This window comes from Roseburia sp. AM16-25 (genome assembly GCF_003473825.1).
GTDB classification, from domain to species: domain Bacteria; phylum Bacillota; class Clostridia; order Lachnospirales; family Lachnospiraceae; genus Pararoseburia; species Pararoseburia lenta.
Map to the genome: position 1 here is coordinate 102,145 of NZ_QUCW01000002.1, position 13,353 is coordinate 115,497.

Sequence of the window (13,353 nt, forward strand, 5' to 3'; positions counted from 1 at the left end):
ATGCAGGGTATCGGACATTATAAAATAAAAGATAAGAGGTCAAGCGATGAAAAAGGTTGAAGACTACATAAGAAGTATTCCGGATTTTCCGGAGGAAGGCATTATCTTCCGTGATGTTACAAGTATTTTGCAGGAAGCAGATGGACTACATCTGGCAATCGATGAGATGATCAAGTTGCTGGATGGCGTGGATTTTGATGTGATCGCAGGAGCAGAGTCCAGAGGATTTATCTTTGGTGTGCCGATCGCCTATGCGCTGAACAAGCCATTTGTGCCGGTTCGTAAGGCTGGTAAACTGCCATGCGCTACCGTATCCAAGACATATGATCTGGAGTATGGTTCTGCAACGATCGAGATGCACAAGGATTCTATCAAGCCGGGACAAAAGGTGGTATTGGTAGATGATCTGATCGCGACCGGTGGAACGATCGAGGCTGCTGCACAACTGGTAGAAGAACTTGGCGGCGAGGTTGTCAAGATCGTATTCTTGATGGAACTTGCAGGACTTCACGGCAGAGATAAGTTGGCAAAGTATGATGTCGCATCTGTTGTGACCTATGAGGGTAAATAAAAGACAGGCTTTTGAAATGACAAGAGGCATGCTGCGTGCATGCCTCTTTTGCTTTTTGTGTCTTCTTATTCTGCCTGTAAGCGTTCGATTAGAGGGATGACCTTGGAAAGATCGCCAGCCCAGTCATAAAGCAGTGGCTCAATGTCCGGTGTCGGCATGGTAAGATCCGGGATCATGACGGTAATACATCCGGCATCATGTGCCGAACGGATCCCGTTAGGCGAATCCTCCAGAGCAAGACAATGCGCCGGATCCGCGCCCAGTTCCTTGCAGACATGCAGATAGACATCCGGGTGAGGCTTGCCCTGTTTTACCATGGAAGCACTGATCACGGTATCAAAAGCGTTTTCCAGTCCGACTGTCTTTAAACGTTCCAAAGCGCGATCCAGTTTGGTGGCAGTGGCAACAGCCGCCCGGATCTTGTGGTCTTTGAGATAGGTCAGCAGTTGGTCTAAGCCTGGTTTTGTCTCGATACCTTCTTTTTCCATGAGATCCAAAACCAGTTTTGTGTTGTATTGGTGCACGGTCTCAAAGGAGAAATCCTCCCCGTAGCGGCTGCCCCAGAGTTTTTGTGCATCCGCGTGATTGAGGCTTCGTTGCATCAGGGCATCTTCTCTGGTAAAATCAGGATAACCGCAGGCGGCAAAAGCGAGTGGCCAGGTGCGGTTATAAAATTTTTCGGTGTCTGTAATGGTTCCGTCCATATCAAAGATTACGGCATCTAATTTCATGAAGATCTCCTTTTTCGTAGCGTAAATGATTTCGTTCGCGGAACAGTATAGCACAGGAGACGGATGAGGACAAATAGTATGAAGTATTTCGGGATTTCCTTTTTAGATAAATTTCATTGCAGCAAGGGGGTATGCCCCAAGACTTGTTGCAAGGGCTGGCAGATTTTGGTGGATGCGAAAACGATGGAAAAGATAGAGCAGGAGCCGGCAGACCGTAGAAAGACTCTCCTGCGAAATATCAAAGGACAAAAGACAGATAGCCCCCAGATCAGAAAGCGTTTGGGATCCTGTCCCTATCATACCGGGGAGGGATTGTGCGGTTTGCAGCAGGAGGGCAGGACGGATCTGATGCCGCGTGTATGCAGGGAATATCCGAGGCGCACGATCTCTTATGAAGCATTTGCGGAGATCGCCTTAGAACTTGCCTGTCCGGAGGTGGCACGCCTGTTTTTAGAGGAAAAAGAGCCGCTTTCCATGCTTCCTTGGCAAAAGGAAGAAAGAGAGATCCTTTGGAAGATAGGCAATGAGGATCTTCCTTTTTTAGAATTTTTACAGGATCTGCGTCAGACCATGGTGGATGAGGCACAGACGCAGGAGCGTTTTGACGTCGCACTTTTATACCGGCAATACCGGTGCTTCGATGCCATGCATGAGCATCTGATGCGTGATAAGCGTGCTGAGGCAAATACCGTGTTAGATGCCTATAGGAACCGGTGTCAGGAAAGCAGGCGGGTAGGAGAACAGGAGGATTTGGATGCAGGTGCACCAAGGCAGATGTTATTTTTCCCTATGGATCTGGTAGATAAGGTCATTGCGCATCAGTTGGATCTGCCAAATCTGGCGGTCAACAACGCTTACCTGAAAAAATGTATCCGGCTTTATTATCGTCTTTGTAATGGTAAGACGGCAGAGGAAGCAGGAGCCTTTTTTGAAAAGATCTGGCAGGAAATGGAAGAGGAAATGCCGGGAACTTATGACAAATACCGCAAGTATTACATATACTATCTCTATGAAATGCTCTTATGTGTCTATGAGGATTATCATCTGCTCAAGACCATTCTCTTGGGCAATATGTATCTGGAACTTTATATGGTCATGGATGCGATCGCCTGGCTGGATTGTAAGAAGCATAAAGTGACCTATGATCTGGATCTGCAGGTAAGAACCCTATCTTCTTTGGAGCGGCGGATGCGGCACAATACGGGGGTGACGGATGGAATCCTTAGCAGGGTACGAAAAGATTTTTTGTAAAAATCCTTATAAAAAATTCTTGACAGAGGGACAACATTGGAGTATAAATAACATATATTTGAGAAACCGTTGAACAAGAGAAGTACTATCTTGGAACATTCACAGAGAGTCATCGTTGGTGGAAGATGGCAATGCAAAAAGTTAGGAATGGACTTGTGAGGGCATGCCTGAAATGATCTTTTCAGAGTAGGGGATGACGGGAACCAGACTCGTTACTAAACTGGCACGTATGATGGTATGTGGAATGAGAGGGTTGCATAGCAGCCAATTTGAGTGGTACCGCGATAATGATTTTATTACCGCCTCAGAGTTTTTCTGGGGCGGTTTTTTTATTATCCTATTTACCAGTCCAAATTCCGAATCCGATTCATACATCATTCAAAGAATGGCAAATGTCTTTGAAAAAGTATTGAATTCTAGGAGGAAAAGAAAATGAAGAAAAGAATTGTAGCAGGAATGATGGTAGCAATGATGGCAATCGGAGCAGTAGGTTGTGGAAACGCAAGCAGTGACAGCAAGAAGTCATCCGACACAGAGTACACGATCGGTATTGCCCAGTTTGCGGAGCATGGCTCTTTGGATAATTGCCGTGAAGGCTTTTTGGAGGGGCTGAAGGAAGAAGGTATTGTTGAGGGCGAGAACCTGACAGTCCTTTATGACAATGCCCAGACCGATACCGGTACAGCAAGCACGATCGCAGACAACTATGTTTCCAAAAAGGTCGATATGATCTGTGCCATTGCAACACCTTGTGCCATGAGCGCATACAATTCTGCAATGAATACAGAGATCCCGGTTGTTTATACGGCAATCTCCGATCCGGTCGCAGCGCAGCTTGCAGATGATGACGGAAATTCCGTAGGAAATATCACAGGAACATCCGATGCACTTCCGGTCAAGGAACAGTTAGAGATGATCCGCGAACTGATGCCTGATGCAAAGAAGATCGGTATTATCTACACCACAAGCGAGACAAATTCAGTCAGCACCATTGAAACTTACAAGGAATATGCACCGGATTACGGATTTGAGATCGTAGAGACCGGTATCAACACCATCGCTGATGTGGATATGGCAGCAGCAGACATGGTAAGCAAGGTAGACTGCATTACCAACCTGACAGACAACACCGTAGTCAGCGGTTTACAGACCGTACTTGAGCATGCAAATCAGGCAAACATTCCGGTATTCGGTTCCGAAGTAGAGCAGGTAAAGAATGGATGTCTTGCAGCAGCAGGTATCGACTACAAGAAACTGGGTATCCAGACCGGAAAAATGGCAGCAAAGATCTTAAAGGGTCAGGCAAAGGCTTCTGAAATGCCATTTGAAAAGATCACAGACCCAAGTTACTACGCAAACACAGAAGTGGCAGATAAGTTAGGTATCGATTTACCAAATACATTTACCGAAAAAGCAGAAGTATTTGATACGATCACAGTAAGCGAGGAATAAAATGACTTTAGTTATCAGTGTTTTTGAACAAGGTATGATCTACGCGATCATGGCACTTGGTATGTATATCACATACAAGATCCTGGATTTTCCGGATATGACAGTAGATGGAAGCTTCCCTTTGGGGGCTTCCTTGTCTGCTGTTTTGATCTCACAGGGCATGAACCCATATCTGACCCTTCTTCTTAGTTTTGCAGCAGGACTTATGGCAGGGACGATCACAGGACTCATTCATGTAAAATTAAAGGTGCGGGATATTTTAGCCAGCATCATCATGATGACGGCGCTTTATTCGGTCAACCTTCGTATTGCGGGAAAGGCAAATCTGCCGATCTACAATTATGACAATATTTATAACAATAGTCTGACCAATCATTTGCTTGGCGGTGCCCTGTCGCCTTATAAGAATTTGATCATCATTGCGATCATTGTCGTGATCGTAAAATGTGTGCTGGATTGGTATTTAAAGACAAAATCCGGTTATCTTTTAAAGGCAGTCGGGGACAACGAAACACTGGTGACTTCGATGGGGATTGACAAGGGCAAGATCAAGATTTTAGGACTTGCCATTGCAAACGGTCTGGTTTCCCTCAGTGGCTCCATGTTCGCCCAGCAGCAGCGTTTTTTTGATGCATCTATGGGTGTTGGAACCGCAGTCATTGGTCTGGCATCGGTCATCATTGGAACAGCACTTTTCGGACAGATCAGTGTGTTTGGATTTTCTATCAGCGTGATCCTGGGATCCATCCTTTACAAGGGCTGTGTGGCAGCAGCCATCCGTATCGGACTACAATCCACGGACTTAAAACTGGTAACGGCAGTCTTATTCCTCTTGATCCTGGTACTTTCCTCAAGGATCGAGAAATATCAGGGCAGAAAGCGTAGAAAGGAGCGGGCATGATCGAATTAAAGCATATTCACAAATATTATAATGCAGGCTCCGTCAGCGAGATGTGCCTGTTTGACGATTTCAATCTGACGATCCAGGATGGAGAATTTGTTTCCATCGTCGGCAGTAACGGTTCGGGAAAGACTTCCCTTTTAAATATCATCTGTGGCAGTATCGGTGTGGATCGGGGGCAGATCCTGATTGGGGGCGAGGATATTACAAGGCAGAAAGATTATCTGCGCCATCGCAGTATCGGGCGTGTCTATCAGGATCCTTCCAAGGGTACTTGCGGGCATATGACTATCTTGGAAAACATGGCACTTGCGGACAATAAGGGTAAGCCATACAATCTGGGGATGAGCGTCAAAAAGAGCCGGGAAGATTATTACCGGGAGTTGTTGCTTCCGCTGGGACTTGGGCTGGAAGATAAGATGCGTACGCAGGTTGGTTCCCTCTCCGGCGGACAGAGGCAGGCAGTGGCACTTTTGATGGCGACCATGACACCGATCGACATGCTGATCTTAGATGAGCATACGGCGGCATTAGACCCAAAGACAGCAGAGATCATTATGGAACTGACGGGTAAGATCGTAGCCGAAAAACATCTGACCACCATGATGGTCACCCACAATCTCCGTTATGCAGTGGAATATGGTGACCGGCTTTTGATGATGCATCAGGGGCAGGCGATTCTTGATAAGTCCGGGAAGGAGAAAAAGGATCTTGCAGTTGACGATATCATGGGTGTATTTAACGAGATCAGTGTGGAGTGTGGTAATTAATGGTAGAAGAATTGGCAGTCAATGCTGTAGAAAAGAAATTGGATATGCAGGCATCCATTTTGGTGGGAAACTATGAATATTATTATGCCTGTGGAAAATTAAAAGGTCTGATGGATCTGGCGGTGGATGAGAAAACCGCACCGCTTGTCATGAAGGAGATCGTGGATGAAGCCTTAGCGTCTTATACACCGGATGAAGAGACTGAGCCGGTCAAGGCTTATCTGAAAACCTTGCTCCTGCGCTACCGTCCGGCGGATGAGTACGATGCCCAGATGGCAGACCTCTTTCGCCAGGGCAGGGATGGCCACTAGGGACGTTCCTTTTGTCACAAGGAGCGTCCCTTTGGCATCAATTTTTTGAAATCAAAGATATTCAATCTGAGTATTTTCTATCAATGGTGTTTCACCAGTATATTTTTCTTCAATTTACGCATCCTATCCTATAGAAAAATAACGAAAACATGGGAACGAGCCAAAGGGGACACTCCTTGTGGCAAAAGGAACGTCCCTGTGGCGAGGAGGATAGTATGCAAATACAAATGGGGGCGGACAGTCTCTGTCTGCCGAAGCCGGTTTATATCATGCAGACGGCATCTGTTGTTGGAAAATTGGAAGGAGAGGGACCACTGGGGGATTGTTTTGACATGATCTGTACGGATGACCGATTTGGCGCGGATTCCTGGGAACGTGCGGAAAGCGAGATGCAAAAAGAGTCGCTGACGCTGGCATTGGGTAAGGCAGGGATGGACGGAGAGCAGTTGCGCTATCTCTTTGCGGGCGATCTTTTGGGACAGACCATTGCATCCTCTTTTGGCTTGATGGAGTTTCAAAGACCATTTTTCGGTTTGTATGGTGCCTGCTCGACGGTGGGAGAAGCCTTATCTTTGGCAGCCATGAGCGTTGCGGCAGGCTATGCTGATCTTGTTGCTGCGGTCACTTCCTCACACTTTGGCGGAGCAGAGCGGCAATTCCGTTTTCCTATAGAATATGCCAACCAAAGACCACTTTGTTCGACATGGACGGTCACAGGCAGCGGTGCTTATATTTTGGGAACGGTTAAATCCGGGGCAAAGATCACAGGCATCACGACGGGAAAGATCATGGATCTGGGCATCCGGGATGCACAGAATATGGGGGCTGCCATGGCTCCTGCAGCATCTGCCCTCATTTTAAACCACATGAAAGATTTTGAGCGGAGTCCCAAAGATTATGATGCCATCATCACGGGGGATCTGGGAAGTGTGGGAAGCGAGATCCTGGCAGAACTTTGCAGTATCGGTGGATGCGACATCACAGACAATCACTATGACTGTGGCATGGAAATTTTTGATGCAGACGAGCAGCACACCTGTGCGGGAGGCTCCGGCTGTGGCTGCTCAGCGGTCACGTTGGCATCCTATTATCTGCCCCGTGTCATATCTGGCAAATGGAAACGGATCTTATTTATTCCGACGGGAGCGCTCTTATCTCCGGTCAGTTTCAATGAGGGCAACAGTGTACCAGGCATTGCGCATGGTGTCGTGATCGAACATGAGGAGGTGGCATGATGGACTATGTAAAAGCATTTGTCATTGGCGGTCTGATCTGTGCCCTGGTACAGATCTTAATGGAAAAAACAAAAATGTTGCCGGGGCGTATCATGGTACTTCTGGTCTGCACAGGAGCACTTTTAGGAGCCATCGGCATCTATGAACCTTTTGTGGAATTTGCAGGCGCAGGTGCATCAGTGCCCCTGCTTGGCTTTGGCAATGTCTTATGGAAAGGCGTCAAAGAAGCCGTGGAAGAACAGGGATTCTTAGGAACTTTTGCAGGTGGGCTCAAGGCCGGGGCTGTGGGGATTTCGGCGGCACTCATCTTTGGTTATTTGGGAGCCCTGATCTTCCCACTCAAGCGAAAACGATAAAACGCATAGGACTAGGTATAAAAACAGAAAATCCAAGCCATACTATAAATGCCTTGCAAGGAACGAGGTAAATTGTGTAAAGGAGAATATCGCGATGAAAAAAGGAAAACTTCTGCTGGTATTGGCACTTTCGGTATTGGCACTCGCTACTTTTGTAGGTTGCGGAACCAACAAGAACACAACCGACAATAATAAGAACGAAACGCAGAATGTCAACGACGCGACCGGAGGCAACAAGAAGGACACAAGTGATGACACAAAGACGAAGGAGAATGGCGGCGGCATCATTGATGATGTTGTCGATGGTGTAGGCGACGGCGTTAAGGATGTGACCGACGGCGTATCCGATGGTGTCAAAGATGTGACCAATGGTGTGGAAAATGCCACAGACAATATGACAGACAACAATAAAACGACCACACCAAACAATACAAATGCCAATTAAGGAATAAGAAAAGGAACACCGGTCTTTATAATCAAAGAGGCGGTGTTCCTTTTATTTACTACTTATATCCTTTCTAGCATAACTTTTGTCTGAATAGGTTATTTTACATGGAAATCCTTTGTATGGGAAGGTTTTTATTGGAATTGTTTCCGGTATTCTGCCGGCGAGCATCCGTGGAGTTGACGGAATTTCTTGTAAAAAAAGGTGATATTTTCATAACCGGCCTGCAGGGCAATGTCTGTGACAGGAAGATCGGAGTTGCTTAAAAGTCTTGTGGCAAGCATCATCCGCTGTTCTTGAATAAGCGACTTAAAAGTTTTTCCTGTGTGTTTGTGGATGTAACCGGACAGATAATTGGGATTCATGTGGAAAAATTCTGCGGTACTTTTTAGGGTGCAGTTGCGGTAGTTGCCTTCAATATAACGAAGGATGGAAAGAATTTCATTGTGTTCTGATGCATCCCGGATGGATTCGTCCTTATAAATGTCGGAAAGTTCCAAAAAGATCAGGGTCGTAAGGCTGTCCAGATAGTCATTATAATGGATACTTTTGTCGTAGTATTCACACAGAAATTCCCGCATAAAAACGGAAAGCCTGCGATTGTCGGCCGATTTAAAATGGATATAACCGTTTTCCCTATTTTCATTGTTAAGCGAGGCAATCAGATAGTGGGCGAGAGAACCGCTGTCTGAAAAACGGTTAAAGAAATTCGTTTGCAGATAATTACGGCTCAAAAGGAGGTTTATCAAAATATCATCGTGACCACATGGGGCGCAGGAATGGGAAACATTGTAGTTTATCAGTATACATTGCCCTTGAACCAGAGAAATCTTTTGACCGGCAATGGTGAGATCGGCGTGACCGGAATACATATATGCCAGTTCCATCCAGTTATGCGCATGGGGAAGTACCGCATGATGACGATCCTGCTTGGATGCAATAACACCATCGGCAGAAATTATCATATGTTCTGTAAAAGCCTTAGAATCCTCTATGTAGGGGAAAGAGGTCATATGTAAGAGGATCTCGTTAAAAGCCGTAAGATTAAAGGTGGCGCTGGGATCCTTTTCATAGTCGTTTTCCTGTCGTAAAAATTCATCAAGATGTTCCGGTGTCATGTGCTGTCCTCCTGTCTATCTTATTATTTCATAACATAAATGTGAAGTTTGGTCAATACAATGGCTAAGTTCAGAGATTACAGAGGAATTAGGAGATTCGTATAATCTAAAATAAGATAAGTATATTTTCGAGAAAATTTGTCTTGAAACATAGGAAAACGAGGAGGATAGGCGATGAGTCAAACAATTGAGAGGATTTTAAACGATCAGCATGAAAATTACATTCTGCCATTCTTTTGGCAGCATGGAGAGGACGAGGATACGCTCCGTGATTACATGAGAGCGATTGATGAAGCAAATATTGGAGCGGTCTGTGTGGAGAGTCGTCCACATCCGGATTTCTGCGGTGACAAATGGTGGCAGGATATGGATGTGATCCTGGACGAGGCGAGAAAACGTAACATGAAGGTGTGGATTCTGGATGACAGCCATTTCCCAACTGGCTTTGCCAACGGAGCCATGAAGGACCAACCGCTTTCTCTGGCCAGACGTAGTATCTGCTGCCAGAAGTATGTTTTGAAAGCAGGGGAGGTCTTGTCGCTGGATGCAGACCAGGTGAAACATCCGGATGAGAAGAAGCCTGGGGATGTAGAAAAACAGATTGCCATGATGTTTGGCGGCAAGGATGAAAGCAAGCCGCAATCGGCATTTGCAGATGATAGACTGCTTGGGATATCCGTACATTTTTCGGATGGACGGGCAGAAGATCTGACAGGACTTGTTGCAGAAGACGGCACGTTCACATATACACCACAGGAAGATGGCGTTTTGTACAAGATGAACACCACAAGAAACCGTGGTCCACACCCGGACTATATCAATATGACGGATGGTGCATCCTGCCGGGTGCTGATCGATGCCGTCTATGAAAAGCATTGGGAGCACTATGCAGATGATTTTGGCAAGACGATCGCAGGATTTTTCTCAGATGAACCGGAACTCGGTAATGGTCATCTGTATGAACTGCACCATGAGATGGGCATTGGTTTTGATATGGACTACCCATGGGGACAGGAATTGGAGGCGGCTTTAAAGGCGCAACTGGGTGCAGATTTTGCCCGAAAACTGCCCTTGATCTGGGAGACTGAGGGCGATGAGAGTCAGCGCGCAAAAGCTAGATATACATATATGGATATACTGACACGACTGGTAGAGAAGAATTTTTCTTACCAGATCGGTGATTGGTGTCGCGACCACGGTGTGCAGTACATCGGACATATCATTGAGGATAACGGACAGCACTGCCGGACAGGTTCTACGTTAGGACACTACTTCCGGTCACTTTTTGGACAGGATATGGCAGGCATTGATGATATCGGTGGACAGGTATATCCACAGGGCGAAGATGATAATTATGACCTTGGTGTATTTCAGGTAAGAAATGGTGAGTTTTATCACTTTATGCTTGGAAAATTGGCAAGTTCGCTGGCAGCATTGGACGAGAACAAGCATGGAAATGCTATGTGTGAGATCTTTGGAAACTACGGATGGCAGGAGGGACTTCGTCTGGAAAAATATCTGGCAGATCACTTTATGGTGCGAGGTGTCAACCACTATGTTCCGCATGCCTTTAGTGCAGCACAGTTCCCGGATCCGGACTGCCCACCACATTTCTATGCACATGGACACAATCCGGAGTATAAGGCATTTGGACAATTGATGGTTTATATGAATCGTGCCAATGAACTGATTTCCGGTGGCAGACATGTGGCACCGGTGGCTTTGCTCTATCATGGAGAAGGTGAGTGGACAGGAAAGGTTCTGCCGGATGAAAAGGTGGCAAGAGCCCTCGCGGAAAATCAGGTGGAATTTGATTTTGTCCCATTTGATGCTTTTTCAGACAAGGAAACATATCATACAAAGATCGAAACTGGCAGTTTGCAGATCAATACACAGAAGTATCAGGCAGTTCTTGTACCGTATATGCAGTTTATGGATGCAGCATTTGTATCAGACGTAAAGAAACTTACCGACGCCGGTCTGCCGGTATATTTTGTTGATGGGAAGCCGGAGGGAGTGTTTGATGGAGAAATATCAGAGCAGGTTTTGGAAGAGAATCTCGCGGACGCAGAGATCATAGGCTTGGCTGACATCGCGGAGAAGACAAAAGAAGTGGCTGATATTACCATAGCACCGCAGGATTCCTACATCCGTTATTATCATTATATTAAGGAAGACGGCATGCAGATCTACATGCTGGTCAACGAAGGAAAGGAAGTTTACGAGGGAAGTCTTGATCTGGTGCAGGAAAAAGAAAAGACAATTTCTGTCTATGTATATGATGCATGGGAGCAAAAAATCTATGCAAGTGATGATAAGGATGGAAAAATCAGCCTGAGACTTGCTCCGGGCAAGAGCCGTTTCCTATTGCTGGCTCAGGATGCAGGGACGGATCAAATGCTTGCTGGTGCCGTGACGGAAGAGACTGCAATTGCAGATGAAGCCAAAGAACTGGCACCTCTGCATACATGGAAACGAAGTACCGTAAAGAGTATCGACTATCCTGCATTTTCCGATGCCGAAGAAGTATCCTTCCCGGATGATTATGCCAAGGTAGATCCGGAATTTTCCGGTTGGATTCGATATGAGAATACACTAAGGGCAGAGGCCGGAAAGAGATACTGGCTTGAGATTACGGATGCCTTTGAGACTGTGGATGTCTATGTCAACGACAAGCATCTGGGACTGCAGATCTTTGCCCCTTATGTATTCGACCTGTCAGATGCCTTGGCAGCAGGCGAAAATAAGATCCGCATTGAGGTCGCAACAACACTGGAACGCCAGATGAGCAGCACACCGGATCCGTATGGACGTCCGAAGGAAGTGCCAAAGGACGGCAGTGGGATTACAGGCCAGGTTCATATATACAGTTTATAATACATAGCGTGAGTTTTATATCCAGCTTTGTACATTTAGGAAGGTGTTGGTTTATTTCTGGCACCTTCTTTTTTATTGTGCATTGAGAAAATAAAAAAAAAGGCTATAATAGATTTATGGCAACGAAGAAGAAAAGACATAAATTTACAAAAAAACAAAAGAAAAAATTGATCCTAGAGGTCATCATCTTATTTTTGGCGACCGTGGGAGCATTGACCATTATACTGGGAATCGGACACAAGGTAGTTGATGTATTTTCGGGCAGAACAGCCCATAAGGTGGTGAGTCAGCAGCCGGAACTCGATGTGGAACTCTTATCCATCAATGATTATTCCAGACCGGGACTTGCGATGAATGAAGTCAAGGGTATTGTGATACACTATACTGCCAATCCGGGTTCCACCGCGATCCAGAACCGTAATTATTTTGAAGGATTAAAAGACAGTCATGAGACTATGGCCAGCAGTCATTTTATTGTGGGGCTTGACGGAGAGATCGTGCAGTGCATCCCAACCAATGAGATCAGTTATGCTTCCAATGACAGAAACAACGACACGATTTCCATTGAGTGTTGTCACCCGGATGCCACAGGTAAGTTTAATCAGCAGACTTACGATTCGCTTGTGGAGTTGACGGCATATCTGATGGGACGTTTTCAGTTGACAACGGACGATGTCATTCGTCATTATGATGTGACGGGTAAAAAATGCCCACTTTATTATGTAGAGCATGAGGATGCCTGGCAACAGTTTTTGACAGATGTCAATCAATATATTGATACGCATGGTGAAGTGCAGGAGGAGTAGGATGCGCGAAGAGCAGTATAATCAGATGGCAGATGCTTTACGAAAGCATCCGGGAATGCTTGGGCTTATGCTGGGGCTAAACCGTGTGATCACATTACTTACGATAGCAGCATATCCTATGCTTCTTTTGTATTTGCTTTTTTCAGAAAAATATGAGATGCTATATCACACTGTTTTAGTGCCGGGAGTTGCCTTTGTGGTTGTCAGCATATTCCGACGTGTTTACAACGCACCACGTCCTTATGAGCAGATGCAGATCAGACCACTTATTCAAAAAGATACAAAGGGAAAGAGTTTTCCGAGCCGCCATGTCTTTTCAATCTTTATCATCGGCATGAGCTTTATGCCTGTTTTTCCGGTGATAGCAGGTGTGATCTTTGTGGCGGGTGTATTTCTTGCCCTGATACGTGTGATCGGTGGTGTGCATTATATTCATGATGTGATCGCGGGAGCATTTTTCGGAATTTTGATCGGATTTTTAGGTTTTTATGTGATCTTTTAGATGACGCAAGCCATATATGGGAGAGTA

Annotated in this window: 14 protein-coding genes and 1 other annotated feature; of the genes, 12 read left to right on the forward strand and 2 right to left on the reverse strand. The window is 45.8% G+C overall.

Features of this window, described 5'->3' with window-relative positions:
* Positions 1-46 precede the first annotated feature (46 nt).
* Positions 47-571, forward strand: a complete 525-nt coding sequence (locus DW183_RS04355; RefSeq protein WP_118280798.1) for an adenine phosphoribosyltransferase — start codon at positions 47-49, stop codon at positions 569-571.
* A gap of 65 nt (positions 572-636) precedes the next feature.
* On the opposite strand, the gene DW183_RS04360 is transcribed toward DW183_RS04355, so the two are convergent.
* Positions 637-1,302: an HAD family hydrolase gene (locus DW183_RS04360; RefSeq protein WP_118280799.1), complete on the reverse strand. Its 666-nt coding sequence runs from the start codon at positions 1,300-1,302 to the stop codon at positions 637-639.
* A gap of 63 nt (positions 1,303-1,365) precedes the next feature.
* On the opposite strand from DW183_RS04360, the gene fliB reads away from it, so the two are divergent.
* The 8 genes from fliB to DW183_RS04405 all read left to right on the forward strand — a co-directional run bounded on the left by fliB (position 1,366) and on the right by DW183_RS04405 (position 8,023).
* Positions 1,366-2,553: a flagellin lysine-N-methylase gene (gene fliB / locus DW183_RS04365; RefSeq protein ID WP_158573014.1), complete on the forward strand. Its 1,188-nt coding sequence runs from the start codon at positions 1,366-1,368 to the stop codon at positions 2,551-2,553.
* A gap of 60 nt (positions 2,554-2,613) precedes the next feature.
* Positions 2,614-2,863, forward strand: a binding site (T-box leader).
* Positions 2,864-2,985: 122 nt separating this feature from the next.
* Positions 2,986-4,005, forward strand: coding sequence for an ABC transporter substrate-binding protein (locus tag DW183_RS04375; RefSeq protein WP_118280802.1), 1,020 nt, complete (start codon positions 2,986-2,988; stop codon positions 4,003-4,005).
* Position 4,006: 1 nt separating this feature from the next.
* Entirely contained in the window at positions 4,007-4,906 is a 900-nt protein-coding gene (locus DW183_RS04380; RefSeq protein WP_118280803.1) for an ABC transporter permease, read from the forward strand.
* On the forward strand, positions 4,903-5,676 hold the full coding sequence (locus DW183_RS04385; RefSeq protein ID WP_118280804.1) for an ABC transporter ATP-binding protein: 774 nt from the start codon (positions 4,903-4,905) through the stop codon (positions 5,674-5,676). The genes DW183_RS04380 and DW183_RS04385 overlap by 4 nt, the downstream gene beginning before the upstream one ends.
* Complete coding sequence (locus DW183_RS04390) at positions 5,676-5,987, forward strand: DUF3837 family protein (RefSeq protein ID WP_118280805.1); 312 nt, start codon at positions 5,676-5,678, stop codon at positions 5,985-5,987. The genes DW183_RS04385 and DW183_RS04390 overlap by 1 nt, the downstream gene beginning before the upstream one ends.
* A 215-nt stretch (positions 5,988-6,202) precedes the next feature.
* Positions 6,203-7,222 (forward strand): stage V sporulation protein AD, encoded by a 1,020-nt coding sequence (locus tag DW183_RS04395; RefSeq protein WP_118280806.1) that lies wholly within the window; start codon positions 6,203-6,205, stop codon positions 7,220-7,222.
* A complete protein-coding gene (locus DW183_RS04400; RefSeq protein ID WP_118280807.1) occupies positions 7,222-7,578 on the forward strand; it encodes a SpoVA/SpoVAEb family sporulation membrane protein in 357 nt (118 codons plus the stop codon). The genes DW183_RS04395 and DW183_RS04400 overlap by 1 nt, the downstream gene beginning before the upstream one ends.
* A 94-nt stretch (positions 7,579-7,672) precedes the next feature.
* Positions 7,673-8,023, forward strand: coding sequence for a hypothetical protein (locus tag DW183_RS04405; protein WP_118280808.1), 351 nt, complete (start codon positions 7,673-7,675; stop codon positions 8,021-8,023).
* Positions 8,024-8,157: 134 nt separating this feature from the next.
* Here the strand turns inward: DW183_RS04405 and DW183_RS04410 are convergent, their stop codons facing one another.
* Positions 8,158-9,141, reverse strand: coding sequence for an AraC family transcriptional regulator (locus tag DW183_RS04410; protein WP_118280809.1), 984 nt, complete (start codon positions 9,139-9,141; stop codon positions 8,158-8,160).
* Between the two features lie 174 nt (positions 9,142-9,315).
* Here DW183_RS04410 and DW183_RS04415 point away from each other — a divergent pair, with 174 nt between their 5' ends.
* The 3 genes from DW183_RS04415 to DW183_RS04425 all read left to right on the forward strand — a co-directional run bounded on the left by DW183_RS04415 (position 9,316) and on the right by DW183_RS04425 (position 13,326).
* On the forward strand, positions 9,316-12,018 hold the full coding sequence (locus DW183_RS04415) for a glycosyl hydrolase (protein ID WP_118280810.1): 2,703 nt from the start codon (positions 9,316-9,318) through the stop codon (positions 12,016-12,018).
* 116 nt (positions 12,019-12,134) lie between these two features.
* Complete coding sequence (locus tag DW183_RS04420; protein ID WP_118280811.1) at positions 12,135-12,824, forward strand: peptidoglycan recognition protein family protein; 690 nt, start codon at positions 12,135-12,137, stop codon at positions 12,822-12,824.
* Position 12,825: 1 nt separating this feature from the next.
* A complete protein-coding gene (locus DW183_RS04425) occupies positions 12,826-13,326 on the forward strand; it encodes a phosphatase PAP2 family protein (RefSeq protein WP_158573015.1) in 501 nt (166 codons plus the stop codon).
* Positions 13,327-13,353 lie beyond the last annotated feature (27 nt).